Source organism: Streptomyces microflavus (assembly GCF_014650075.1).
GTDB lineage: Bacteria > Actinomycetota > Actinomycetes > Streptomycetales > Streptomycetaceae > Streptomyces > Streptomyces microflavus.
The window spans coordinates 88,420-114,099 of sequence record NZ_BMUG01000006.1; the positions used below are offsets into that span (position 1 = coordinate 88,420).

The 25,680-nt window shown below is 72.4% G+C and carries 17 protein-coding genes; 4 read left to right on the forward strand and 13 right to left on the reverse strand.

The window, feature by feature from the left end; all coding sequences use genetic code 11:
• Positions 1–11: 11 nt before the first annotated feature.
• From IE264_RS18575 to IE264_RS18630, 12 genes are all read right to left on the reverse strand, one after another.
• The gene (locus IE264_RS18575) at positions 12–1,562 is read right to left on the reverse strand and encodes a sugar transferase (RefSeq protein ID WP_051821673.1); all 1,551 of its coding nucleotides are present in this window, start codon (positions 1,560–1,562) and stop codon (positions 12–14) included.
• Between the two features lie 376 nt (positions 1,563–1,938).
• Entirely contained in the window at positions 1,939–4,170 is a 2,232-nt protein-coding gene (locus tag IE264_RS18580; protein WP_032753535.1) for an LPXTG-motif cell wall anchor domain protein, read from the reverse strand.
• A 72-nt stretch (positions 4,171–4,242) separates the two neighbouring features.
• The gene (locus tag IE264_RS18585) at positions 4,243–4,779 is read right to left on the reverse strand and encodes a hypothetical protein (RefSeq protein WP_015612101.1); all 537 of its coding nucleotides are present in this window, start codon (positions 4,777–4,779) and stop codon (positions 4,243–4,245) included.
• A 132-nt stretch (positions 4,780–4,911) separates the two neighbouring features.
• Positions 4,912–7,425: a SpoIIE family protein phosphatase gene (locus IE264_RS18590; protein WP_032753537.1), complete on the reverse strand. Its 2,514-nt coding sequence runs from the start codon at positions 7,423–7,425 to the stop codon at positions 4,912–4,914.
• 116 nt (positions 7,426–7,541) lie between these two features.
• Complete coding sequence (locus IE264_RS18595; RefSeq protein ID WP_031127026.1) at positions 7,542–8,171, reverse strand: alpha-ketoglutarate-dependent dioxygenase AlkB; 630 nt, start codon at positions 8,169–8,171, stop codon at positions 7,542–7,544.
• Positions 8,172–8,236: 65 nt separating this feature from the next.
• Positions 8,237–9,475, reverse strand: a complete 1,239-nt coding sequence (locus IE264_RS18600) for an APC family permease (RefSeq protein WP_051821686.1) — start codon at positions 9,473–9,475, stop codon at positions 8,237–8,239.
• A gap of 139 nt (positions 9,476–9,614) precedes the next feature.
• A complete protein-coding gene (locus IE264_RS18605; protein ID WP_015612105.1) occupies positions 9,615–11,183 on the reverse strand; it encodes a GMC family oxidoreductase in 1,569 nt (522 codons plus the stop codon).
• Between the two features lie 14 nt (positions 11,184–11,197).
• Positions 11,198–12,793, reverse strand: coding sequence for an APC family permease (locus IE264_RS18610; RefSeq protein ID WP_051821687.1), 1,596 nt, complete (start codon positions 12,791–12,793; stop codon positions 11,198–11,200).
• Complete coding sequence (locus tag IE264_RS18615; protein ID WP_032753545.1) at positions 12,781–14,250, reverse strand: aldehyde dehydrogenase family protein; 1,470 nt, start codon at positions 14,248–14,250, stop codon at positions 12,781–12,783. The genes IE264_RS18610 and IE264_RS18615 overlap by 13 nt, the downstream gene beginning before the upstream one ends.
• A 175-nt stretch (positions 14,251–14,425) precedes the next feature.
• The gene (locus IE264_RS18620; RefSeq protein WP_032753546.1) at positions 14,426–14,953 is read right to left on the reverse strand and encodes a P-loop nucleotide/nucleoside kinase family protein; all 528 of its coding nucleotides are present in this window, start codon (positions 14,951–14,953) and stop codon (positions 14,426–14,428) included.
• Between the two features lie 97 nt (positions 14,954–15,050).
• On the reverse strand, positions 15,051–16,607 hold the full coding sequence (locus IE264_RS18625) for an outer membrane protein assembly factor BamB family protein (protein WP_032753548.1): 1,557 nt from the start codon (positions 16,605–16,607) through the stop codon (positions 15,051–15,053).
• Positions 16,607–17,164 carry a hypothetical protein gene (locus IE264_RS18630; RefSeq protein ID WP_229887624.1) on the reverse strand — a complete coding sequence of 186 codons (558 nt, stop codon included), beginning with the start codon at positions 17,162–17,164 and terminating at the stop codon, positions 16,607–16,609. The genes IE264_RS18625 and IE264_RS18630 overlap by 1 nt, the downstream gene beginning before the upstream one ends.
• 209 nt (positions 17,165–17,373) lie before the next feature.
• Between IE264_RS18630 and IE264_RS38420 the strand changes: the two genes are divergently transcribed.
• Positions 17,374–20,772, forward strand: a complete 3,399-nt coding sequence (locus tag IE264_RS38420; protein ID WP_267884095.1) for an AfsR/SARP family transcriptional regulator — start codon at positions 17,374–17,376, stop codon at positions 20,770–20,772.
• Between the two features lie 1,109 nt (positions 20,773–21,881).
• Positions 21,882–22,493, forward strand: coding sequence for a hypothetical protein (locus tag IE264_RS18640; RefSeq protein ID WP_143675032.1), 612 nt, complete (start codon positions 21,882–21,884; stop codon positions 22,491–22,493).
• Here the strand turns inward: IE264_RS18640 and IE264_RS18645 are convergent.
• The gene (locus tag IE264_RS18645; RefSeq protein ID WP_015612113.1) at positions 22,435–23,295 is read right to left on the reverse strand and encodes a helix-turn-helix transcriptional regulator; all 861 of its coding nucleotides are present in this window, start codon (positions 23,293–23,295) and stop codon (positions 22,435–22,437) included. The two genes, IE264_RS18640 and IE264_RS18645, sit on opposite strands and share 59 nt — an antisense overlap.
• 758 nt (positions 23,296–24,053) lie before the next feature.
• Here IE264_RS18645 and IE264_RS18650 point away from each other — a divergent pair.
• On the forward strand, positions 24,054–24,833 hold the full coding sequence (locus IE264_RS18650; RefSeq protein WP_032753552.1) for an alpha/beta fold hydrolase: 780 nt from the start codon (positions 24,054–24,056) through the stop codon (positions 24,831–24,833).
• A gap of 122 nt (positions 24,834–24,955) precedes the next feature.
• Positions 24,956–25,645, forward strand: a complete 690-nt coding sequence (locus IE264_RS18655; RefSeq protein WP_015612115.1) for a type 1 glutamine amidotransferase domain-containing protein — start codon at positions 24,956–24,958, stop codon at positions 25,643–25,645.
• Positions 25,646–25,680 lie beyond the last annotated feature (35 nt).

Sequence of the window (25,680 nt, forward strand, 5' to 3'; positions counted from 1 at the left end):
GCCCGCCGTTCTCAGTAGGCCCCGCGGCCGTCGGTGACGGCGCGCACCGTACGGGCGAGGAGCCCCATGTCCGTGGCCACCGACCAGTTGTCGACGTACCAGAGGTCCAGCGAGACGGTCTCCTGCCAGGACAGGTCCGAGCGCCCGCTGACCTGCCACAGCCCGGTCAGCCCCGGCTTCACGGCGAGCCTGCGGTGCTCCCGCTCGTCGTACCGGGACGCCTCCTCGGGCAGCGGGGGCCGGGGCCCCACCAGGGACATCTGCCCCAGCAACACGTTGAACAGCTGCGGGAGTTCGTCGATCGAGGTCCGGCGCAGGGTCCGTCCCACCGGTGTCACCCGGGGGTCCCTGCGCATCTTGAAGAGCGGCCCGTCGACCTCGTTGTCCTCGGTGAGCTGCTCCTTGCGCGCCTCCGCGTCCGCCACCATCGTGCGGAACTTCCACATGGTGAAGGGCCGGTTGTGCTGACCCTGTCGGACCTGCCGGTGGAAGACGGGACCGCGCGAGGAGAACCGCACGCACAGCGCCACCGCGAGCAGCAGCGGGGAGAGCACCAGCAGCCCGAACAGGGCGCCGCTGCGGTCCAGCGCGGCCTTGAGCACCCCCTGCGGGCCACCGCGGAGCGGTGGCGCGATGTGCAGAAGGGTGAGCCCGGCCGCCGTCACCGGGCGGACCCGGCCGGCCGCGACGCCGGAGAGCTCGGAGACCACGGACAGGGCGACGCCCGCGTCGTGCAGTCCCCAGCCGAGCCGGCGCAGCCGGTCGCCGGTCAGCTGGGGCCCGGGAGCCACCAGCACCAGATCCGCCTCGTGGGCGTAGGCCCCGCCGAGCACCGTCGTCACATCGTCGTCCGCCGGGGCGGAGCCGAGCCGCCCCGGCACCTGCACCCCCTCGTACCCTGGCCGGGCGGGCCCGACCGGTATCGCGGCGACCAGCCGATAGGCGTGGTCGGTACGGGAGTTGAGCAGCTCGGCCGCCCGGTCCAGGCCCGCGGCCTCGCCCACCAGCAGCACCCGGCGCACCGCCCGGCCCCGGCGTGCGGTGCGGGGCCAGCGGCGCAGCCCCTCCACGGCGGTGGCGACCAGCAGCCCCGGCGCCACGGCCACGACAGCCGTGGCCGGGTCGACGGAACCCCCCGCCGCCGCGTGCAGGACGGCCAGTATCCCGAGGAGCACCAGCCAGTCGCCGAGGGCGCCGACCGCACCGCCCGGCTCTCCCCGCACCGGGTCCGCGTACCGCCCCCGCGCACCGCGCAGACCGGTCCACACCGCACCGGCCACCGCCGCGGCCAGCCAGGGGCGGGGCTGCTCGCCCAGGTGCAGCAGCAGCCAGGCCGGCCCGGCCAGCCCTATCAGGTCGGTCAGCGCGCCGACCGACGGATGGTGCCCCGGCTTCCGGCGGGCCGGAGCCCGCTCGGCCGGGTCGCGCTCTGCTGTCGGGGCCCGCCACAGTTGTTCCAGGGCCGCCGTACGATTCCGGGACGCGGCGGTGCGGGGACGCGGCGCGCCCCGGAGCCCTACCGGCCCGGATATGTCAGTTTCCGGTATTTCGACATGCCCCATGAACCCCCCAGTCACAGTCGCACCCCCACAAACGGGACGCATCCGTCGATCCCATGGACTGACGGATGCGCCCTCGCTCGGTGCACGATATCCACACACGTGCCATTTCGCTGGAGTTCTCGTGAAGTTCAGACGGCTCGGTTCAGACACCCGCGATCTGCCGTAACCAGCTGATCTCGCCTATGGGGGGCGGTTGTTGACGGATCAACGGCTGGGCAAGCGCTTGTGGAATGTGGTTCCCGGCGGCCCGAGGCGGAGGCTCTCACTCCGGCGCACGCCGGAGCGCAAGCACGAACCCCCTGGCGGCGACCTGCGCTGCCAGGGGGTTCGTGGTCCGTGGGCGGCCCGCCCGGGGTGGAAGGGGGCGCCCACGGGGTCAGGCGAGGCCGGTCGTGCGCCTCCTGGCCCGGCGGTGGATCAGCAGCCCGCCGCCAAGGAGCGCTGCCGCAAGGAGAGTTACCGACATCACAGTGATCCCGGTCGCCGCCAGGCTGCCGCCGGACGTCGTCCCCGTGCCGGTGTTGCCCCCGACGCTGCCGCCGCCCACCGTGGAGCCGGTGGAGCCTGCCGAGGAACCGGAGTCGCCGGAGGAGCCGGACGCCCCGGTGGAGGGGCCGCCGTCGCTGCTGCCGTTGCTTCCGTCACCTGTCGAACCGTCACCACCGGTGTCGGTGCCACCCGTTGTGGTGTCACCGGAGCCGCCGTTCCCGCCACCCGTGTCCCCGCCGGCAGCGCCGCCGGTGGCCTCGGTGACCGTCAGTGTGACCGGGGCGGTACGTGTGGTGCCGACGTCGTTGCGGAACTCGGCGCGGTAGCGGTAGCCGTCCTGGGCGCTCTTCGCGGTGAACGTCAGCACGGGCCCGGTGGCCCCGTCCAGCTCCCGCCAGGTCTGCGAGCCGTCGGTGCTGACCTGCCAGCGGACCGAGGGCTCCGGGGTGCCCTCCGCGCGTGCGGTGAGGGCCACTTCCTCCCCGGCCCTCACCGAGCGGTCGGCGGGCGCCCGGGTGACCAGGGGCGAGACCTGCCGGGTGAGCCGGGTGATCTTCCCCTCGGCGGGGCTGGTCACGAAGACCGTGGCCCCGCCCGGCTCGACGGCGAGCGAGGCGGCGCCGAGCTGCGTCTGGTTGCCGGGCAGCGAGAGGTCCTTCGCCGCGGGGGTGAAGTCCGCGCTGTCGTACACGGTGAGTGTGCCGTTGTTGTCGTTGGCCGGGTCGGAGAGGTCGCCGCCGTCCTGCCAGGCGACGAAGGCGCGGCCACCGGCCGCGTCGAACGCGGCGTCCCGGGCCAGGTCCTTGCCGACGAGCGTCTTCACCGGCTTGCCCGTGGCGTCGAAGACCAGCACGGACCGGTCGACGCCCACCCACACCGCGCCGCTCGCCGGGTCGACCTCGGTGAACCCGGCGATGGAGTCGGTGCCCGGCAGGTCGAAGGAGGCCGTGACGGCGAAGGAGGCGAGGTCGACCCGGTGCAGCTTTCCGGCGGCGAAGTCGCTGAACCACACCGCGCCCCGGGCGTGATCGGCGGCGAACTGCGTGCCGCCCGGCAGTGTGAGGCTCCGGGTGGCCGTACCGGTCGCCCGCTCGACCTCGGAGAGCTTCGCGCCCTGGGCGACCAGCACCGTGCCCGGAGCCGTACCGGGGGCGATGTCCGTGATCGTCGACCCGGCGAGCCAGACGCCCGTGGCGGCCGCGTCGCCCGCCTTGGCGCTCCCGACGCCCCGCAGCGGGTAGTTGTAGACCACGCCGTCGCCCGGCAGCGGCCCGGAGATCCGTGCCGCTGCCGAGGCCCGCAGCGCACCGGTGGAGCCGGGGGCGTCGGTGATCCGGCTCTCCGCCTTCCCGTCCTCGGGGTTCAGCACGTACAGCCCGCGCTCGTCGGTGTCGGCCGTGTCGGGGAGGTTGTCCGCACCGACGTACAGCTTCTTCGAATCGGGGTGCAGGAGGAGTGCCAGCGGCTTGCCCGCCGAGGTGAAGTCGGCGACGGGCTTGTAGGAGACGGTCCCCGCCGGTACGTCGACACCCCCGCCGCCCGGTTCGCCGGGCTCCTGGCCCGCGAAGGTCACGGGTATGCGCACATCCTGCGTACGGTCGCCGCTCGCGCGGTGGTCGGCCCGGGTGACGACGGAGCACGGCACGTCGGCGCAGTCCAGGCCGTCGCCCTGGGACCGGATCTCGATCTCCACGTCGAAGGTGCCGCCGGGGCCGAAGGGCAGGGCGAGCTCACCCTCGTACGGATCGCCCTTGGGCACGATCCACTGCGAGTTCTTGGAACCGCCGCTCATGTCGGCGCCACCGAGGCAGGGGGAGGGGACCCGGTTCGCCCCGTTGTCCTTGCAGAGCGCGACGTAGATGCCGGACGTCGTTCCGTACCCCTCGCCGGTGACCCGGATCTTCGCGCCCGCCGGGTCGAGCCCGGTGGTGGCCGAGACGGTGAGCTTCTGGCCCTGGGGGCCGGTGGCGCTCTTCGGGGTGGCGGCGTCGGCGCTGACCGCGGCGCCGGTGGGGACCGCCGCGAGCAGGAGGGCGGCGACGGCGGCCGCGCCGAGTCGGCGGCCGGGTCTGCGCGGTCCGCCGGAGCCGGTCGGCGGGGTGCCCGGAGTGGGTGTCATGTCATTCCTCGTCACAACGCGGGGAGCCCGGCCCCGGCGAGGAACGCCGGGACCGGGCCGATGGCTGGTGTCCTACACGAAGTCGATCGGCGTGTGGACGTCGTACTTGCGGTCGTTGGTGTCGGTGTGGTCGGCGCGGGTCACGACGGCGCACTCCACGGTGTCGCCGCAGACGTTGCCGCCGCCGAGGTCGGCCTTGACGTGTATCTGCACGCTGAAGGTGCCGCCGGCGCCGAACGGCGAGGTGTTGGGGAGGCCGCCGCCCAGGCTGGAGACCCAGTGCGAGGCTCCGGTCGTGCCGGACTCGTCCTGGCCGCCGAGACACGGGGAGGGCTTGTTGGCGCCCTGCGCCCCGTCCACCACGCAGAGGCTGACGTAGACGCCCTGGCCGGGGTTGTAACCGCTGCCGGTGACGGTGATGTTCTGCCCGGTGGCGGTCGCCGTGTCCGGGGCGGTCAGCGACAGGTTGTACGTGGTGCCCCCGTCGGTGATCGTGCGGGTCCCGGTCGCCGCGGCGGCGGGGGAGGCGAGGGAGAGCGCCAGGGCGGCGGCGGAGAAGAGGGCGAGGCCCGTGCGGGCGACGGTACGGGTGGAGGGAACAGCACTCATCGAATGAGCACCTTTCTCGGCATCGGAACCAGAACCACGGACACCCAGTCGACTTAGGTAAGGCACACCTAAGTCCAGTGATGTTGGGGTTGTCAACAAAGTTGCCCATGGGGTGGGGAAAAGCGATCGGATTCAGCCGAACTCGACCGGCGGAAAGGCTTGTTCCGTCCAGATGGTCTTCCCGGCCGGGGTGTAACGCGTGCCCCACCGCTGGACGAGCTGGGCGACGATGAACAGCCCCCGCCCGCCCTCGTCGTCCTCGGCGCTGTGGCGCAGATGCGGCGAGGTGTGACCGGTGTCCGCGACCTCGCAGAGCAGGGTCCGGTCCCGGATGAGGCGCAGCCGCAGCGGCCCGCCCGCGTACCGGACCGCGTTGGTGACCAGCTCGCTGACGACCAGTTCGGTGGCGAAGGACAGCTCCTCCAGCCCCCAGACGCCCAGTTGACGGGTGGCCAGCTCCCGCGCGCGGCCCACGGCCACCGCCTCCGCCGGCAGCTCCCACTCGGCGACCTGCCCCTCGTCCAGCTGACGGGTGCGGGCGAGGAGAAGGGCCGTGTCGTCGGCGGTCGTGGCGTCCGGCACCAGTTCGATGACGGCCCGGTCGCACAGCTCCTCCAGCGAGGCGCCGGGGACGCAGAGCACCCGGCCCAGCGCGTCGAGCCCCTGGTCGATGTCGTGGTCGCGGGCCTCCACCAGACCGTCCGTGAACAGCGCCAGCAGGCTCCCCACCGGCAGCTCGATCTCCATGGACTCGAAGGGCAGGCCCCCCAGCCCCAGCGGCGGCCCGGCCGGCAGATCCGGGAACATGACCCGGCCGTCGGGGTGCACCACGGCCGGCGGCAGATGCCCGGCCCGGGCCATGACGCACCGCCGCGACACCGGGTCGTACACCGCGTACAGGCAGGTCGCCCCCGTGGTCAGCTCGTCGTACGCGTCCGATGCCGGGCCGTTCCGGGTGCCCGGCCGCTCCTCCAGCGGCTGCCCCACCAGGTCGTCCAGCCGGGTCAGCAGTTCGTCTGGGGCCATGTCCAGCTGGGCGAAGGCGCGCACGCTCGTGCGGAGCCGCCCCATGGTGGCGGCCGCCTGGAGGCCGTGGCCGACCACGTCCCCGACCACCAGGCCGACCCGGGTCCCGGAGAGCGGGATCACGTCGAACCAGTCACCCCCGACCCCCGTCACATCGTCCGACGGCAGATAGCGGTAGGCGATCTCGACCGCGGACTGCGGCGGCACATGGTGGGGCAGCAGCTGGCGCTGGAGGGCGAGGGAGGCGGAGCGTTCCCGGGTGAAGCGGCGGGCGTTGTCGATGCAGACCGCGGCCCGGGCCGCCAGCTCGTCCGCCAGGGCGACCTCGCCGTTGTCGAAGGTGTTCGCCGGACCGTGGGCGACCGTACGGCCGGAGGTGTCGGGGCGCGGACTCCGCAGGAAGGTGACGAGCCCGAGCACACTGCCGCCGACCCGCAACGGGACGACCAGGGTGTTGTCGTCCAGCACGAGCCCGCCGGAGGCCAGGCTGCGGTCCTGCGGCGAACCCGGCGGATAGGCGACCGGGGGATAGCGGTGGGCCTGGGTCCCCGGCGCGCCCGGATACAGCGGCTCGCCGGGATCGGCCATCCCCGGGTCCACGGAGTGCTCACCGACCCGCAGGAGGTCCATGGCCGCCGAGCTCCCGGACGCCGGAAGCTCCCCGCTCATCACCGTCGCCCGTGCGATGTCGACCCGTACGGTGGAGGCGAACTCCGGCACGGTCACCTCGGCGATCTCCTCGGCCGTGGTGACCACGTCCAGGACCGTGCCGATCCGGCGGCCGACCTCCACGAGCAGGGCGAGACGCTGCTGGGCGCGGTAGCGGTCTGAGATGTCGAAGGCGTCCTCGCAGACCCCGAACACATGCCCGTGGGCGTCCTCCAGCCGGTAGTAGGAGCACGACCACAGGTGCTCCGTCCCGGGGTCGCTGGGCGGCCGCCCCTGGAAGTGCAGGTCGAGGATGGGTTCGCCGGTGTCCAGCACGTGGTGCATCACGGCGTCGAGCGTCTGCGGGTACCCCGGGGTGACGAAACGGCCCCCGGAGTACAGCTGGTCGGCCCGCTGCCCCCGGTACTCGGCGAGCGGTTTGCCGATCTCCCGCTCGTAGGCGGTGTTGCTCCAGGTCAGCCGGAGGCGGGTGTCGTAGATGGCCAGGCCCACGGGCGACTGGGTGGCGAGCCCCTGGAGGAGGGCGAGCTGGGACTCCCACTGCCGCAGCGCCCCGAGCTCCGCCGCCACCAGCACCCGGACCGGCGCTCCGGCCGCGTCACCTCCGGCCGCACCCGCCAGCGGGCACATCGTGGTCGCCACCAGCAGCTCCCGGCCGTCCCGGTGACGCGCGAGGCGGATCTCGTTGCCGGAGTACGGGCCGGGGTCCGGGCGGTCGGCGGGGCCCGGGCGGTCCGATGCGGCCGGGAGGGGCCGGTCGACGGGCAGGGGCGACAGGAACGCGCTCAGGGGCCGTCCGGCGGCCTCGTCCGGGCCGTAGCCCAGCAGCTCGGCGGCGGCGGGACTCCACCCGACGACCGTGTCCCGGCCGTCCAGGACCACCGTGGCCGCCCTGGCGATGTCCAGGGGGCCACGGAAGTCGGCGGCATCCGCCGCTCTGGTCGCGCTCACCGCGCCACACCGGCCTGGTCCATGGTCTTCAGAATCCGCCCTGGCCGGGGCAGGCACAACTGCGGTACGCCCGCGCCACGGCCGATAGGAGCGGCCTCCGGCACCCGCGGGTGCGGTCAGCGCACGCCGTCGGGCCGGAACTGGACGCTGATCCGCGGCCCCACCGCCCGTGCCGTCTTGGGTACGGCGTGCTCCCAGGTGCGCTGGCAGCTGCCGCCCATGACGATCAGGTCGCCGTGCCCGAGCGGCCTGCGTACGGGGGCGGGGCCCGGCCGGCGGGGCCGCAGCGCGAGGTGCCGGGGGGCTCCCAGGGAGAGGATCGCGACCATGGTGTCCTCGGTGGAGCCTCGGCCGATCGTGTCACCGTGCCAGGCGACCCCGTCCCGGCCGTCCCGGTAGTAGCAGAGCCCGGCCGTGGTGAAGGGTTCACCGAGCTCGGCCCCGTAGTGCGCGCCCAGCGCCGTACGGGCGGCTTCGAGCGCCGGGTGCGGCAGGGGATCGCTGCGGCCGAAGAAGGCCAGCAGGCGGGGGACCGCCACCACCCGCTCGTACATCACCCGCTGCTCCGCCCGCCAGGCCACGGCGCCCGCCAGCGTCTCGAACAGGGCGTCGGCCCCTTGGAGCCACTGCGGGAGTACGTCGATCCAGGCGCCGTGGCCGAGCTGCTCCCGGCGCACCCCGTCGAGCGGGCGGACGGCGACCTCGTCCCCCTGGTCGAAGAGCGAGGTCTGCAGGTGTACGGACATGGCACGAGCGTAACGCTATTCGTACAGGTGTGCGAACGAGTTGTGAAGGCCGGACCGGAACCACGTCAGCGGCGGGAGATACCGGCCCGGACCTTCCGGAGGGCGTAGACGCCGGCTCCGAGCAGGAGCACCGCGGTGCCGGAGACGACGCTGCCCAGGGGCAGCGCGAAGGCGAGGACCGCGCAACCCGCCAGGCCCACGATCGGGACCAGGCGGTTCGGGCGTCCTTCGTCCGGCGCGAGGGTCCAGGCTGAGGCGTTGGCGATGGCGTAGTAGGCCAGGACACCGAAGGAGGAGAACCCGATCGCGCCCCGTACGTCAGCGGTCGCGGCGAGCAGCGCGACGACCGCGCCGACGGTCACTTCGGCGCGGTGCGGGACGCCGAAGCGTGCGTGGACGGCGGCCAGGGCATGCGGCAGATGCCGGTCACGGGCCATCGCCAGGGTGGTGCGGGAAACCCCCAGGATCAGCGCCAGCAGGGAACCCAGGGCGGCGACGGCCGCGCCCACACGGACGACGGGCACGAGCCGGTCGGCCCCCGCGGCCCGTACGGCGTCCGACAGCGGTGCGGCCGCGTCCGCCAGCCCCGCCGGGCCCAGCACTTTCAGAGCGGCGACGGCGACGAGGGCGTAGACGGCGAGGGTGATGCCGAGCGCAATCGGAACAGCGCGCGGGATGGTGCGGGCGGGGTCGCGGACCTCCTCGCCGAGGGTGGCGATGCGGGCGTACCCGGCGAAGGCGAAGAACAGCAGGCCCGCGGCCTGGAGCACCCCGCCCACGTCGGCGTCCGGGCCGACGTGCAGCGGGGCCGTGTCCGTACCGGACGAGGTCAGGGCGGCGACGGTCACGGCGGCGAGCACGGCCAGGACGACCGAGACGATGACCCGGGTGAGGAGTACGGACTTCTGCACCCCGGCGTAGTTCACCGCGGTCAGCACCACCACGGCGGCCACCGCCACCGTACGTTCCTGACCGGGCCACAGATATGCGCCGACGGTGAGCGCCATGGCCGCACAGGAGGCGGTCTTGCCCACGACGAACGCCCAGCCGGCGAGGTGTCCCCAGAAGTCGCCCAGCCGTTCGCGGCCGTAGACATAGGTGCCGCCGGACTCGGGGTGGAGGGCGGCCAGCCGCGCCGAGGACGTCGCGTTGCAGTAGGCCACGACCGCGGCCAGGGCCAGAGCGAGCAGCAGCCCGGAACCGGCGGCGCCCGCCGCCGGGCCGAGCGCCGCGAAGATACCGGCCCCGATCATCGACCCGAGACCGATCACCACGGCATCGGACACACCCAGCCGGCGCTGCATCCCGCCCGCGCCCGTCGCGCCCCCCTGCGTCTGCACGCCGCACTGCCTCCCGCGCCGGTCCTCGAATCCCGGCGCAGCGTAGCCGAGCAAGGTGTCGCGCCGGAGTCGCCGGACGGGAACACGAGGGGGCGTTGGCTGGTCAGCTCCCCTTGATGAGGTCGGCGCACTTCTCGCCGATCATCATCGTCGTGATGCACGGGTTGGCCGTGGTCAGCACCGGCATCACGGACGCGTCGGCCACCCGCAGCCCCGTGACCCCCTTGACCCGCAGCTGCGGATCGAGCGGCGAGTCCGGGTCGTCCGCCGGACCCATCCGTACCGTGCCCGCCGGGTGGTAGACCGTGTTGTGGGTCTCGCGGATGTAGTCGAACAGCTCCGCGTCCGTGGTGGCGCCCGCCCCCGGGGCCAGCTCGGTGCCCGCCCAGGCGGCCATCGGCGGCCGCGCGACGATCTCCCGCGCGAGGCGGAGCCCGTACGTCATCACCCGTACGTCGTGCTCGTCGGTGAAGTAGCGCGGATCGACCCGGGGCTTGTCCCGGAAGTCCCGGGTGCGCAGCCGGACCGTGCCCCGGGAGCGGGCCCGGGTGACGTTCGGGGTGAGGCAGAACGCGTTCTCCGAGGTGGGGTAGCCGCGCCGGTAGGTGTTCAGGTCGAACGGGACCGAGCCGTAGTGGAACATCAGGTCCGGCCGGTCCAGGCCCGGTTCGGTGTCGGCGAAGATCCCGATCTCCCACCACTGGGTGGAGGAGGTGACCATGGGCTGCTTCGCCTCCCACATGATCACGCCCTCCGGGTGGTCCTGGAGGTGCGAGCCGACGCCGGGGGAGTCCACCCGGACCTCCACCCCGGTCTCCCGCAGATGGCCGGCCGGGCCGATCCCGGAGAGCATCAGCAGCTTGGGGGAGTCGATCGCACCACAGGCGACGACCACCTCGCGCCGGGCGTGCACCCTGCCGCTGTGAACGGTGTCGGGCTCCAGGTACTCCACCCCGGTGCACCGCTGCCCGTCCTCGCCGTCGAACAGCAGGCGCTTGGCCTGGAGGCCCGTCCGCAGCTCCAGGTTGGGCCGCTTCCCGAGGATGGGATGCAGGTACGAGACCGAGGCCGAGGAACGGGTCCCGTCCTCGCGGGCGTTGATCTGGAACCAGTGCGCGCCCCGGACCACCGTCGTGCCCGTGTTGAACGGGGTGGTGGGGATCCCGGCCTCGGCGCAGGCCGCCAGCAGCGCCGTACCGCACGGGTCGTCCGCCGGCACCGTCCGCAGGGTGACGGGGCCGGAGCGGCCGTGGTGGTCGCCGGGCGCGTCGTTGGTCTCCAGCCGCTTGTAGAGCGGGAAGCAGTCCGCCGCGCTCCACCCGGTGCAGCCCAGCGCACCCCACTCGTCGAGATCCTCGGCCGGGGCCCAGAAGGCGATGCACGAGTTGTGCGAGGAGCAGCCGCCGAGCACCTTGGCGCGGGCGTGCCGCATGAAGCTGTTGCCGTTCTCCTGGGGTTCCACCGGGTAGTCCCAGTCGTAGCCGGACTCCAGCAGCGCCATCCACCGGTCCAGCCGCAGGACGCTGTCGTCGCCGACGTCCGAGGGGCCCGCTTCCAGTACGCAGACGGTGACGGCCGGGTCCTCGGTGAGCCGGGCGGCGACGACGGCACCGGCCGTACCGCCGCCGACCACGACGTAGTCGTACGTGGGCACAGGGCTCTCTTCGGGCATCGCGTCTCCAGGACTCAAGGATTCTGCGGCGGAACGGTGGGGTCCTCGGCCTCGAAACGGTGCTCGGCGAGCACCCCCGTACGGTGCCGCTGGACGAACCAGTAGTAGGCGAAGCCGCCCAGCGCGACGACGCCGATGAACAGGAACGCGCCCCACCGCAGGTACCAGTGCTGCGGGCCGGTCGCGTTGTAGACCTCGGCGCGCGGCCAGGCCAGGTTGAGGGACATGGCCGTGCCCCACAGCACCGCGAGGACATTGACCGGCAGCCCCCAGCGGCCCAGCGAGAACGCGCCCTCGCGCGGCTCCCACGTGCCGCGCAGCCGGCGCAGCAGCATGGGCACGGTGACCAGCAGATAGGCCACGTAGATCATGATGATCGCGATGCTGGTGATCACCGAGAAGATCTGCGGCTGGTTGATGTTCACCACCAGGATGACCACGCCCACCACCCCGATCAGCACGGCGGGCGCCACGGGCGTCTGGAAGCGGGGGCTGACCTTGGCCAGCTTCGACCCGGCGGGGAGGTTGTTGTCCCGTGCCATGGCGAACATCAGCCGGATCCCCGCCGCCTGCACGGCCAGCACGCAGACGGTGATCGCGACGACCACCGCCCAGAGGAAGACCTCCCCGATGGTGTCGCCGAGCGTCGCCAGCACCACGTACTGCAGACCGCCCGTGGACAGCTCCTCGGCCTTCAGGTCCGGCACCGCCAGCAGGGCGAAGAGCAGGATGAACGCGCCGATCGTGAAGGACGCGATGAGCGCCCGCAGGATGGCGCGGGGCGCGTTGCGGCCCGGATTGTGCGACTCCTCACCGAGCGAGGACGCCGTGTCGAAGCCGTACATCACATAGGCGGAGGCCAGCGAGGCGGTGAGGAACGCGCCGAAGTAGCCGAGCGACTGGCCGCTGCCGAGGCCGTACGTCTCCGTCAGGGCGGTGCTGGGGCCACGGGTGATGTGGGCCGCCAGGAAGATGATCAGGGCGACGGCCGCGATCAGCTCGATGAAGACGCCCGCGGAGTTGATCCGGGCCATCAGCTTGACCCCGAACGCGTTCACCAGCGTGGAGAACAGGATGAGCACCGTGCCGAGGAGGACGGCGTTGGCCGCCTGGTCGTTCTTCCCGCTGCCGTCGCCGACGAACTGGAACCAGCTGTCGATCTGCGGCAGCGTGATCTGGTAGGCCAGCGCCACCGCCGAGAGCGTGACCATGGTGGCCGTCATCATCATCCAGCCGCCGAGCCAGCCCACGTGCGGGCCGCCCATCTTCTTCGCCCAGTTGTAGACCGAACCGGCCACCGGATAGCGGGCCGCCAGCTCGCAGAAGCACAGGGCCACCATCAGCTGCCCGCAGAAGACCATCGGCCAGGACCACCAGTAGGCGGGACCGCCGAAGCTGACGCCGAAGTAGAACAGCTGGAAGGTGCCGGTCAGGATCGAGATGTAGCTGATCCCGGCGGCGAAGGTGTGGAAGTTGCCCAGGGTGCGCTTCAGTTCGGGCCGGTAGCCCATCTCACCGAGCGCGTCGTCGTCGTGCTGGGTCTGGGTCCTGTCACCGCTTCCGGGGGCGGAGCCGGGCCCCGGGCCCGTACCCGTACTCACTCGAACCAGCGCTGGGGGGTCGCGGCGACATTGCGCCAGATGTGCTTGGCCTCCTGGTACTCGGCGAGACCCGCCGGCCCCAGCTCGCGGCCGAAGCCGGACTGCTTCATGCCGCCCCACTCCGCCTGTGGTACGTAGGGGTGGAAGTCGTTGATCCACACGGTGCCCGCCCGCAGCCGCGAGGCCACCCGGTGGGCGCGGCCCCCGTCCTGCGTCCAGACCGCCCCGGCCAGCCCGTACACCGTGTCGTTGGCCAGCCGCACCGCCTCGTCCTCGTCCCGGAACCGCTCCACCGTGAGCACCGGACCGAACGACTCGTCCCGCACCACCGACATGGACGAACGGCACTCGTCCAGCACCGTCGGCGGGTAGTAGAAGCCCTCCGCCAGCGCCGGATCGTCCGGCCGCGCGCCGCCGCAGCGCAGCACCGCGCCCTCGGCGATGCCCTCGGCCACGTACGCCTCGACCTTGTCGCGATGGGCGGCGGAGATCAGCGGACCGCTGCGGGCCTCCTCGTCGAAGGGGCCGCCGAGCCTGATCCGGCGCGCCCGCGCCACCAGCTCGTCCACGAACCGGTCGTGCAGCTCGTCCTGGACGAGGAGCCGCGCCCCGGCCGAGCAGACCTGGCCGGAGTGGAGGAAGACCGCCATCAGCCCGTAGTCGACGGCGGTCTCGAAGTCGGCGTCGGCGAAGACGATGTTCGGGTTCTTGCCGCCCAGCTCCAGGGCCACCTTCTTCACCGTGGGCGCGGCGGCCGCCATGATGGCCCGCCCGGTGGTGAGCCCGCCGGTGAACGACACCATGTCGACCCGCGGATCCTCGGTGAGCGGCGCACCCACGGCCGCGCCCGCCCCGAGCACCAGATTGGCCACCCCCTCCGGCAGCTCGGCCTCGACGAGCAGCCCCATGAGCAGGACGGCGGTGTGCGGGGTCAGCTCGCTGGGCTTGAGGATGAAGGTGTTGCCCGCGGCGAGCGCCGGGGCGACCTTCCAGGCGGTCTGGAGCAGTGGGTAGTTCCACGGGGTGATGAGCGCGCAGACGCCGACCGGTTCGTGCACGATCCGGCTGTCGACGTCCGCGATCCCGGTGTCGACGACCCGGTCGGTGGACCCGGCGGCGACGAGGTTGCCGAAGTAGCGGAAGCAGTTGGCGATGTCGGCCATGTCGTAGGCGCTCTCGACCAGCCGCTTGCCCGTGTCCAGGGACTCGGCCCGCGCGAAGACGTCCTTGTCGCGCTCCAGCAGCTCCGCGACCCGCAGCAGCAGCCGCCCGCGCTCGGCGGCCGGCGTACCGGGCCAGGGCCCGTCGTCGAAGGCGGCCCGGGCGGCGGCGACGGCCGCTTCGGCGTCCTTGCGCCCACCCTCGTCGACGGTGGCCACCAGGGTGCCGTCGGCCGGGCAGCGGATCTCCCGCGTGCCCGCGTCGGCGGCGGCGGTCCACCGGCCGCCGATGAACAGCTCCGGCATGGGCTCCTCCTGTACGGGTGGGTCGGGCGGCCCGCCGGGCGCCGGCACTCCGGCACCTTCTGTGGCGGCTCCAGGACAGACAGTAAGGGCGGGCGGCCGTGTGCGCAGCGCGGGCGCGGCCGACCGGACCGTTCTTCCGCCTCCTCGGGGAGGTCGCTTCCCGGACTCCGCCTCCTTACCGGGGGCCCGGCTCCGCCCCGCCCCGTTCACCGAGCCGGTGGACCAGCGATTCGAGGGACTCCCGCGGGTCCTGCCCCGCGGTGTCGACGACGACGCGCTCCCGGGCCCAGGGCTCGTAGTCGCGGTCGAGGACCTGCTGCCAGTCGGGCTGCGGCAGCCCCGGGATGTCGCAGGAGCGGGTGGCCAGGCGGTGCCGGTGCTCGGCGGGGTCCGAGCAGACCACCTCGACCTCGACTACCCGGACGCCCGCCCCGGTGCCCGCCTCGCGCCAGGCGTCACGGGTGACGGCCAGGGGGTTCACGGATTCCGCGATCACGGTCAGGCCCTGCTGGAGGTGCTCGGCGGCCAGGGCGTATCCCACCGTGTAGCCGGCCGGACCGACGGGATGCCGGGCCAGGCCCGAGCGGACGATTGCCTGCTCGATCGTGTCGACGCGCAGGTGGACGGCGCCGATGCGCGCGGCCAGGAGCCGCGCCAGGGTGGTCTTGCCCGTGCCGGGGAGTCCGCCGATGACGATGAGCATGCGCCCAGGATGCCGCAGGCGGGGACGGGCGCACCGGCCCGGGACGTACGCACACTCCTCCACGCGTACGTCCCCGGCCGGCGTCCGTTCAGGACGCTCAGGGGTTCTCCGGGGCGAACGAGATCATGCGGGCCTCGCGTTCGGTGTCCTTGCCGCTCACGATCGACGGCGTGATGACGATCCGGCCGTTCACGTAGGCAAGGCGCCCGGCGAGCATGGCGTGCTCGGTGGGACGGGCCGACTGCGGGTGGAGCAGCACCTGCTTCTTCGTGTCCACGCCGCCCGGGCCGAACCGGATGATCCCGCCCTCCTGGCCCGGCCGGGACGCCTCGTAGACGAGTGCGGAGGTGCCGCTCTCCTCGCGCAGGGGGTGGAGGGTGCTTCCCTCGGACTTCACGCCCCAGACGAGTTTCCCGGTGGCGAGGTCGTAGGCGCCGACCTGCCCGGTGCCGCCCACATGGACGGCGTTCCGGCCGGCGACCATGCCCGGACAGTTCTGGATGCCCTGGCCCGAGTCGCCCGAGTCGCCGCAGTACTTGAAGCCCTTGGGCCGGGCGTCGATGGTGGTACGGAGCTTGCCGCCGGTCCCCAGCGCGACGATCCGCCAGTTGCCGATGATGTCCGCGGTGTCGAGTGTGGTGAGGACGACGGGGGCGACGGAGAGCACCTTGCCGACCTTCCAGCCCGCCTGGGTCCGGAAGCGCCAGTGGACCTTCCCGGTGCGCGGGTCGATCTCGCGGAGCTGGCTGTAGGACTTGCTCCGGTCGGCGCCGATCGCGCAGTTGGAGCTCACCAGGAGCCGGGGGCCGCCCGCCACGTCGTCGGGGTAGCACTTCCCGGGATTCTCCATGGGGATGTCGTAGAGCGCGGTGCCGTCGCCGACCCGGTACGCGGCGGCCGTCATGCCCTGGACGACCGCGAGGACATCACCGCTGATGGCCGTGTGCACGATGATCGTGTCGTCCAGCGACCCGGTCTCGGTCAGCTCTCGCTGCCATCCCGCCTTCCCGGTCCGCAGATCGATCATCTGGAGCTGGTTGCACCGGTTCCCGTGCACGGCCTGGCTGTTCTTGTACACCACGACGACCTTGCCGTCAGGGGTCGGATCGACCGGCGTCTCGCAGACGGGGGCGGGCAACGGCACGCTCCACACCTCGGCGCCGTCCGACAGACGGTAGGCGGTGACCTTTCTGTGCATGGCCTGGACGACGGTGTCACCGACGACCCACAGATCGTGGAGCAGGATGCTCCGCCCCGGCAGATCCGTCCGGTCGTCGACGACCCACGCCGTCGCCTCGCCCGGCTTGCGCCCGGCGTTGATCTCCGCCGACGTCGGGATCCGCTTCGGTTCGGGTGCGGGGACGGCGGAGGCCGGGGGAGCGGACGGTGTCTCCGGGGCGGGTGGCGTCTTCCTCGCGGCGGGCGCCGCGGGCGCGGCGGACCCGCCCCACCTGCCGTCGGTGACGGCGTACACCCCGCCACCGGCCGCCAGGAGCAGCAGGACGACGGCCGCAGCGATCAGCGGCACCCTGCCGGAACGCCTGCGGCGCGGCGGTTCCACCGGGGGGCCGAAGCCCTCGGCCGCATACGGGTTGCCCGGCACCGGCCGGTGCTCCGGGGGCGGCAGCTCCCAGGGCTGTGACGGTCGCGGCATCAGTTCGTCCGGGACGCGACGCGTTCGCCGGACGGCTCGGCGACGACGATCTGGATGTGCTGCGGGGCGTACTTGCCGGCCTTGCGGACCATCTTGTCCAGGTCGAACTTGGCACGGGGAACGGCGACATGGACCGGGGCGGGCATGGCCGGGTGCGGTGCGGGGCCGTTCGCGCCCGGCGGCAGGCCCGTGCCGGGACGCAACCGTGCGCCGATCAGCGTGTGTTCGCCGTCCGGCACCGTGGCCACGACGAACTGGGTGACGTCCGGCCACGGCAGCAGCAGTTCGCCGAACCGGGCGCCGGCCGCGTCGAACTGGAAGGCGGTACGCCGCTTCTCGTACCAGGAGATGATGAAGGGGATCGCCAGGACGATGACCGTGCCGCCCCGCATCTCCAGCGCCCAGCCGAGCAGGAGGGCCAGGGCCACGACGCCCACGATCAGCCCCCACAGGCCCGCGAGGTCCTGGGCGGAGAACGGGTGGGCGACCCGGTAGCGCTCCCACCGCGCACCCCGGCGGGTGGGCTGTGACCCGGGCGCGCGATTGCCGTGCGACATGCTGTTTTCCTCTCTTCCACCGGCCCGGTGGCCCGTGTTCACCGGGCGGCCGGGCCGGCGCCCCGACGGCGCCGGTACCGGCGCAACCTGGCAAACTCTGTCGCGGCGCGCTGAAATGCCGACGGAATTCCGCTGAAGCAGGGTCGCGGGAGCTGCGCGGGGCACGGTGCGCACGAGGCGCACGGGGGACGTGGGGACTTGACATGGGCATGAGTGCGGATGCGGGCGGTTCGGCCGCGGGCCGGGCCGGTACGGGCGGGCAGGTGCGGATCGACCTGCTCGGGCCGGTCAGCGCGCGTCGGGGCGCGGTGCCGCTCGCACTCGGCCCGGTACGACGGCAGGCCGTCCTCGCGGCCCTGATCCTGCGGGCGCCGGCCTTCGTGACGTACCGGCAACTGCTGGACGACGTATGGGGAGCGGAAACCCCCGGTACGGGCCACCGGGTCCTGTCGAGCTACGTCTACTCCCTGCGCAAGGCGCTGGACGTGGCGGGCGCAGGGGCCGCCCGGTCGGTGATCCGCGGCGGGCGCGGCGGCTACCGCCTCGTGCCCGAGGGGGTGTCGACCGACCTGGGCGACCTCGCCGAACAGGTCGGCCGCATCCACCGCGCGAAGGCCGCCGGTGACCTCGACACGGCGCTCGTGGGGAGCGGCCGTGCCCTGGAGCTGTTCCGCGGTGAGCCGCTGCCCGGCCTGCCCGGTCCGCTCGCCGGCACCGAGCGCGAACGCCTCGCCCGGCAGCGGCGCACCGTGCTCCAGGACCGGGCGGAGTGCCTGGTGCTGCTCGGGCGCCACCCGGAGGCCCTGGACGCCCTGATGGCGGCGCCCCTGGCCCAGCCGCACGACGAGCCGCTCGCCGGACTGCGGATGCGCGCGCTGTACGGCAGCGGGCGCCAGGCCGAGGCGCTTGACCTCTACCGGGAGACGCGGCGCCGGCTCCTGGACGAGCTGGGCATGGAGCCCGGCGAGGAGCTGCGGCGGGTGCACCAGGCGGTCCTGCGCGGGGACGACCACCTGCTGCTCGGCCGCCCGGCGGGGTTGTCGGCTGCCGGGGCGCCGACTGCCGGGGGCGTGGAGCCGGCTCGCGGGGCCGCCGAGGGCGGTCCCGGGGATGTCGGGGCCGATCCCGGGGGCGTCGGGGCCGAGGGCTCCTCTGCCGGGCGGCGCCTCCCCGAGAGGGACGGTCGTCCTGGCGGATCAGGTCATCCCGGTGGGCCCGGTCGTCCTGGTGGGACTGGTAGTCCCAACGGATCCGGTGGGCCCGGCGGGCCCGGTGGGACTGGTCGTCCTGACGGATTCGGTGGGCCCAGTGGGCCCAGTCGTCCTGGTGGGACCGGTAGTCCCGACGGATCCGGTCGCCCCGGTGGGCCCGGTCGTCCCGACGCGCCGGGTCGTCCCGACGCGCCCGGTCGTCCTGCCGTGCCGGGCCGTTCCGACGGATCCGGCCCCGCAGGCCGCTCCCACCCCCACCCCCGTCCCCGCGCCCGTGTCCGCCGTAACGACCTCCCCGGCGACACCGCCTGTCTGGTCGGCCGGGAGGAGGAACTCGCCCTGCTCACCGCCCCGGTGTCCCCGGAAGGCGTCTCCGTGGTGGCGGTCGACGGCACGGCGGGCGTCGGTAAGACCGCCCTGGTGGTGCGCGCCGCCCGGGCGATCGGCGACACCTACCCCGACGGCTGCCTCTTCGTGGACCTGCACACCCACGGCGCCGCCCACGAGAGCGTCGGCCCGGAGCGCGCCCTGCGCCGGCTGCTGCGCGCGGTCCGGGGCAGCGGTGACGAGATCCCGGACGACCTGGACGATGTGGCGGACCTGGTGGCGGCCTGGCGTGCGGCCACGAGCGAGCTGCGGCTGCTCCTGGTCGTCGACGATGCCCGCAGCGCCGCCCAGGTGCGTCCGCTCCTGCCCGCCGGACCGGGGAGCCGGGTCCTGGTGGCGGGCCGGCAACGGCTGCTGGGCCTCGACGCCGATCTGCGGCTCACCGTGGAGCCGCTGGACACGGGCGACGCGGTCGGCCTGCTCCGGGAGCTCATCGGGGAGTCCCGGGCGGACCGTGAGCCCGAGGAGGCGGCCGAGCTCGCCCGGCGGTGCGGCGGCCTGCCCCTGGCGCTGCGCATCGCGAGCGCCCGGCTGCAGAACCGGCCGTCCTGGACCCTGGCGTTCCTGGCCGGCCGGATGTCCGACGACGTGCGCGGCCTGGGCGAGCTGCGCGCCGGTGACCGCAGTGTGGAGGCCGCCTTCCGGATGTCGTACGACCAGCTGTCGCCCGAACTGCGGCGTGGATTCCGGGCGTTGGGCCTGGCACCGACCGCACGCTTCGATGTGCTCACCCTCGCCGCCATGCTGGGAGCCCCCCGGGAGGAGGCCGAGGAGCTCCTGGAGGACCTGGTCGACGCGAGCCTGCTCCAGCAGCCGCACCCCGGCCGCTACCGGCTGCACGATCTCGTACGGGCACACGCGCGGCGCCTCGCCACCGAAGCGCCCGAGGAGGCCGCCGGGTACCGCACCGCCGTCCTGGACCTCTATACGGCCGCGGGCCGCATCGCCGGCGACTGGGGCCCCGACGGCTTCCCGACCGGCTCCGGCACCACGGGTCCCGCCCCCTTCCCGGGCTGGCGGGAAGCCTCGGCCTGGCTGAAGGCGGCGGGCGGCGAACTGGTCGACGTGGTGGCCTACGCGGCCGCGGCCGGCCGGTTCGACCACGCCTGCTGGATCGCCGAAGCCCTGGTCGACCCCCTGGTCCACCAGGGCCGGTACCCCGAGTGCCGTGCCGTCCTGGAACTCGCGCTGCCCTGCGCGGACCTGGCCGCCGACCGGCGGATGCCCTCCGCGCTGCGCAACTGCATGGGCATGGTCGACATCTACCAGGGGCGGTTCCCGCAGGCGCACACCTGGTTCACCGAAGCGCTGCGCCTCGGCCGGGGCCAGGACGATCTGCGGGAGCAGGCCCGGGCGGTGGCCGGGATGGGGGCCGCGGAGTGGATCCTGGGTGATGTCGAGGAGGCCCTCGCCCACCTGGGCGAGGCGGTGGAGCTGGCCCCCCGGCTCGGCGACGACTGGCTGAGCGGTATCGCGCTGTGCAACCTCGGGGCGGTCCACTCCCAGCAGGGGCGGCACGAGCAGGCCCTGGAGCACTACGCCACCGCCGTCGCGATCGCCGAGAAGAACGGCCGCCCCCGAGCCATCGGCAACGCCCTCTGCTTCGCCGCCGATGCCCACCTGGCCCTCGGCCGGCACGCGGAGGCCACACATCTGCTGCGGCGGGCGGTCGAACTGGCCCGTGAGGCCGAGGACCTGCCCCTGCACGCGGCGAGCCTCTCCCGGCTCGCCACCGCCGAACACGTCCAGGGCAGTCTGCGCTCCGCCGTCGACATCCACCGCGAGGCCCTGTCCACGCTCACGCCGGGCGCGAGCACCTGGCTGGAGATGGAGGTCCGGGTCCGCCTCGGCAGCACCTACGCGGCGTCGGGCCGGCGTGCCGAGGCCCGGCACGAATTCGAGACGGCCCTCGCCCTGCCCGGAGCCGGTGACCACCCCCGGCAGAACACCATGGCGCGCGAGGGGCTGAGAGCTGTCGATGCCCGCGGCCCCGGCGAGCAGAAGAAGTGAAGGCGGTCCCGCCCTCCGGCGGGCGGTGAGAATCAAGATGTCCGAGCTCCGTGGCGAAGGATATTCATCGGTTCTCTCTTCTCACCCTCGAATGTGGCAGAGAAGGATGCCGAAGGGCAGCCTCCGGACGGAAGACAGGGTAAAGAAATACCCAAAGTTGGGCCCGCCTGTGAATTTCCGGCCGGTACCGCGGGCGAATCGGTGGCTGGTTTTGAACGAGCGGCAGCGCGCGCTGCTCCTGCCGGCCCGCGCGAGGAGTTCGGATACCGGTCATCTCGGCGTCATCCCCTGCGACGCCGGGCCGTCATGGATGTGTGCGGGGCCGGTCTCTGTCCCGGCAGGGTGGGTGAAGTCGGTATACGACCGGGTGGCCGACCTGCCGTTCTCAGCGGCACGCGGTGAGGCCGCCGGGCCGCCCGCGGACGTGCGGGAGCCCGCCGCGCCAGGTGCGTGATCAGCGACGAAGGTCATCACTTTCGGCTCGACCGACGCAGTTTCGGCCAGATTTCGGAACATCTCACCGCTGCGGATGTCTGACATTTATCGTGTCTGCAGCAAGTTCGAGCCTCGGTGCGCGGAACTGGGGCCGGCCGACAGGCTCAGGGGGAGCGATATAAGGTATGTGTAAACGGGGTCAACACCACGCCTTGCTCGCTATGCCGGTCTGAAAAACCCCGCGCCCAGCAGGCGCGAGTATACGGGGGCTTCCGGATCAACAGCCTGGCCACAGGAGCGAACTTCACAGCCCGAAGATTTCGACGATGAGCTGCCGCGACGGAGAAAGCCAAGCCATCACGCCGCGCTCATCTCACGTCCGCGATCGCATGCGTGAACCGGGTCTGGAATGCGTCCGCTCCGAACAGGTGGGCAATCCGTATGCACCGGCTGTCCGTACCGATGCTCGCGTTCCCGAATATATGGCGCACAGGGGTTTCCGGCACGTGGACAAGTTGGTAAACAGCGCTCGCATACCCATGCGAAACCGCGAGCGGCCGTGCACAGAAGGGGGAATGCACCATGTCCAGAATGGGTCGTTCGCAAACACGGTGTCTGGAGCCGGAGATACGCGGCCACGCTCGGCGGCAGCCCATCGGGACGGGGTTCGCGGAATGAAGGGGATACCCCGCCACAGCAATCCGGAAACCGGAATCGTCTCAGGATTATACCGGAATCCACGCGTCGAACGACTGCGCTTTCAGGCCGACCGGGACAGTGAGCAGCTGATCGCCTCCATGCCCCTCCCGGACCCTTTCGACTTCGACCAGCTGGTGGGGAACATCGCCGCGGTCAGCGGACGACAGATCGTCATAAGGCCGATCCCGGACCATCTGACCGGACTTGACGGTCTGTGCGGCCTCCTCGTCAAGCACGAGACCCGCCCGGTCGACCTGATACTTCACCACAGAGGCTGTTCGCCGCCCCACGAACTGCAGTTGAAGGTGCATCAGCTGGTCCACCTCTGGGCCGGCGACAACACGGCCACGGTCGGGCCGCCCGATGTGCTGCGCACACGCAGGACGGAGCCGGACGGCGAGTTCCCGATGGCGGGGCCCTCGGGCCGCGACGAGCTCATCGAACTGCGCGCCGACAACGTTGCGCGGCTCATCGGCGAGAGAAGCACGGGCCGGGCCGCCGACGGGTACCTGCCGCCGGCCGAACCCGTTACGCCGGGCGCCCGTTCTCGTCGTCGGCCAGGATCTCCTCCATCGTCTCGCCGATGAAGTCGCGGAGCTGGTCCCAGGATTCCTTGGGCATGTCCTGGCCCGCACCCCGTGCGACCATCACCGTGAACCTGTTGCGCACCGCCCGGGTCGACAGGATCAGGGCATCGACCTCCGGATCGTCCTGACGGAAGTAGACCGGCGGTACGTCGAGGGCGAGCGCCAGGGCGTCGAGGGCCCCGTCCGCCGGCTCGGCGGCCTCGCCGGTCCGCAGTGACCTGACCGCCGCCTCGGTGAGCACCGTGGAGCCGCTCTTCCGGTTCCCCTCGGACGCGAGGTGTGCGTCCGACGGCAGCACCCCTCCGTAGACCTCGGTGCGCAGGGACTCCAACTTGCGTGCTGTGCGGGCCCCTTCGGCCGACGGCTCCTCCCGCGGCTCCTCGGGTTGGCCGAAGGAGCGCCGCTGAGCGGCGAGCAGTTCGGCGCGGGTCACGTTGTAGGCGCCGGTCAGCGCGTTCACCGCCTGGTCGGACAGGGGCCGTTTGCCCTGCTCGGCGGCTCTCACCGGCATGGGGGACGAGGTGTTGGTGTAGCGCGCGGTGTCCGCCTGGGTCATCCCGGCGTCGCACCGCAGATCGGCGAGATTCGGTGATTCGGTGCGCGGAAAGAGTTCATCGAGATCGGCATCCAGGAATGCGGCGATCGCCGGCAATCGCTCCTGAGGGGGAGCTGCCAAGCCGTTCTCCCAGCGGTAGACGGCGTTTACCTTCACGTGAAGCCCCTCGGCCAGAGTGGCTTGCGACAGGCGCTTGATGACGCGGCGGTCACGCAACTTATCGCCGTCGAAGACACGGTCGGGCACAGGAATTCTCCACAAGGTGAGGGTTGAAGGATTCTAGCCTTGATCTTTCGTGAGGGGGCCAACTCGGGTTGTCGATGACCGAGAGCAGAGGGGTCACGGGGCCGGATGTCGTCTCCCGGTGGCCGCCGCGTTCTTCTCGGCGTACGCAGGGTCACCCCCGCCCGGGCCCGGATGAATTGCCGTGAATCCCGCCGCCAGGTCCGCTGCCGCCCGGTGGGCGGGGGTGGTGGAGGGGCCCCCGTCCGTCGGGGGGCCCTGCCCGTCGGGGTGTCGTCCGCTCACCTGTCGCGAGGCGCGGGAGGCGTCCGGACCCGTCGCGGTGCGGCTCTCGAACGCTTGACTGGATCATTGGAAGTAGATAAATTCATCTTCAGGTGATCGGAGGGCGTGAGCTCGGGTACGCCCCTCGATCTCCGGCACAACCGTGTCCGCTCCACAACTGTCCTGTGCTCCACCCCGGGGCCGGTGCGACCGCACCGTGCCTCCCGGGTATTACGGCCGGCGGTCGACCGGCTTCCGCACCAGCCGTCCGGCTTCCTCCCGGCGAGGCCGTACGGCGTTGGCGAAATGCCCGTGCATCCGCATCCGGCGGAACGCGGCGGCCCTCCTCCGGGCGAATCCGGCGGGGCCGACAGAATTCGCCGCGCGCTTTCCCGTTCCACATTCCCGTTCCACATTCCCGTTCCACATTCCCGTTCCACATTCCCATTTCGCGCACCCGCGCGTCCTTTTCACGTCGTCACAGGAGGCGATCCGTCATGCCCACGATCTCCGTCGGTAACTCGCGTATCCACTACACCGTGACCGGCGAGGGTCCTGCCCTGCTGCTCGTGCACGGCGTGGGCAAGGGCGGCCAGGTCACCTTCGGCCACCTCCTCGAGGAGTTCGCCCGCCGGAACACCGTCATCCTTCCCGAACTGTCCGGCAGCGAGACCGCCGAGGACGACGGCACACCGCTGACCATCGAGCAGCTCGCCGAAGAGGTCGGCGCCGTGATCGAGCACGCCGGCCTCGGCCCCGTGGACCTGGTGGGCTTCTCGCTCGGCGGGGCGGTCGTCGCCGCCACCGCGGCCCTGTACCCCGAGCGGGTCCGCCGCCTGGTCCCCGTCGGCGGCCTGATCAAGTCGGACCTCTACATCCAGAACCTGATCGGTCTGACCCTGAGCCAGAAGCACGACGCGAAGGCCTTCGGCCGGGTGCTCAGCACCACCGCGTTCAGCCCGCGCTTCATCCGCAGCCAGCCCAGCCTGAGCGACGTCGAGAACCTCGGCTCCGAACTGAGTCCCTCCAGCGGCCGTATCCGCCAGCTGGAGCTGCTCGTCGAGGTCGACATCCGCGAACTGGTCGGCAAGGTACGGGCCGAGACCCTGGTCCTCGCCCCGTACCCGGACGCCGCGGTGCCCGCCGAGCACTCCCGCGAGCTGGCCGCCGCCATCCCGAGCTCCTCGTACACCGAGATCGACAGCGGTCACATGGTGATCTTCGAGAAGCCGGTCGAGTTCGTGAAGCTGGTCCAGGACTTCATCCACAAGGCCTGACGGCCGACGGCCCCACCCGGCCGTCCACCGCACTCCCGGGCGCGGCCCCGCAGGCCCTCCGGCCGCGCCCGGCCACCCGCAGAGCACTCCGCAGCGATTCCCGAGCGATTCCAGGAGGAAGCATGGCCAAGATCCTGCTTGCCGTCAGCAGCCACGAGACCTTGGGGGACACCGGCAACCGCACGGGCTACAGCGTCTCCGAGGCGGCCCACCCCTACAACGTCTTCACCGGCGCCGGACACGAGGTCGACTTCGTCTCCGTGCGCGGCGGTGAGCCGCCGGCCGTGATCTTCGACGGCGAGGAGAAGGACCCGGAGATCATCGGCTTCCTGGCCGACGAGACCGTCAAGGGCAAGCTCGTGGCGACGCGCCGGGCGGCCGACGTCGACCCGTCCCCGTACGCCGCGATCTTCTACGTCGGCGGCCACGGCGCCATGTGGGACTTCCCCGACTCCCCGGACCTGGCCCGTATCGCCATGGACATCCACGGCCGCGGCGGGATCGTCTCCGCCGTCTGCCACGGCCCGGCAGCCCTCGTCAACCTGCGGCTGCCGGACGGCACCCTCCTCGTGCGCGGCAAGCGCGTCGCCTCCTTCACCAACGAGGAGGAGAACTCGCTGGGCCTCGTCGAGGTCATGCCGTTCCTCCTGGAGGACCGGCTGAAGGAGACCGGGGCGCTGCACGCCAAGGCCGGCATGTACGAGGCCCACACCGAGAGCGACGGCCGGGTCATCACCGGACAGAACCCCGCCTCCGCCGCCCCCGTGGCGCGGCTCGTCGTCGCCGAGCTCGGCCGGTCCGCCGGCCGCTGAGGCGGTGCCCGGCTCCACCGACGTCATCACCGGAC

Coding starts and splice junctions, on each gene's coding strand:
- IE264_RS18640 (WP_143675032.1), top strand. CDS start 21,882: ATGAAGGGGATACCCCGCCACAGCAATCCGGAAACCGGAATCGTCTCA.
- IE264_RS18625 (WP_032753548.1), bottom strand. CDS start 16,607: ATGCCGCGACCGTCACAGCCCTGGGAGCTGCCGCCCCCGGAGCACCGG.
- IE264_RS18595 (WP_031127026.1), bottom strand. CDS start 8,171: ATGTCCGTACACCTGCAGACCTCGCTCTTCGACCAGGGGGACGAGGTC.
- IE264_RS18620 (WP_032753546.1), bottom strand. CDS start 14,953: ATGCTCATCGTCATCGGCGGACTCCCCGGCACGGGCAAGACCACCCTG.
- IE264_RS18650 (WP_032753552.1), top strand. CDS start 24,054: ATGCCCACGATCTCCGTCGGTAACTCGCGTATCCACTACACCGTGACC.
- IE264_RS18655 (WP_015612115.1), top strand. CDS start 24,956: ATGGCCAAGATCCTGCTTGCCGTCAGCAGCCACGAGACCTTGGGGGAC.
- IE264_RS18615 (WP_032753545.1), bottom strand. CDS start 14,250: ATGCCGGAGCTGTTCATCGGCGGCCGGTGGACCGCCGCCGCCGACGCG.
- IE264_RS18605 (WP_015612105.1), bottom strand. CDS start 11,183: ATGCCCGAAGAGAGCCCTGTGCCCACGTACGACTACGTCGTGGTCGGC.
- IE264_RS18585 (WP_015612101.1), bottom strand. CDS start 4,779: ATGAGTGCTGTTCCCTCCACCCGTACCGTCGCCCGCACGGGCCTCGCC.
- IE264_RS18630 (WP_229887624.1), bottom strand. CDS start 17,164: ATGTCGCACGGCAATCGCGCGCCCGGGTCACAGCCCACCCGCCGGGGT.
- IE264_RS18580 (WP_032753535.1), bottom strand. CDS start 4,170: ATGACACCCACTCCGGGCACCCCGCCGACCGGCTCCGGCGGACCGCGC.
- IE264_RS38420 (WP_267884095.1), top strand. CDS start 17,374: ATGAGTGCGGATGCGGGCGGTTCGGCCGCGGGCCGGGCCGGTACGGGC.
- IE264_RS18575 (WP_051821673.1), bottom strand. CDS start 1,562: ATGGGGCATGTCGAAATACCGGAAACTGACATATCCGGGCCGGTAGGG.
- IE264_RS18600 (WP_051821686.1), bottom strand. CDS start 9,475: ATGCAGCGCCGGCTGGGTGTGTCCGATGCCGTGGTGATCGGTCTCGGG.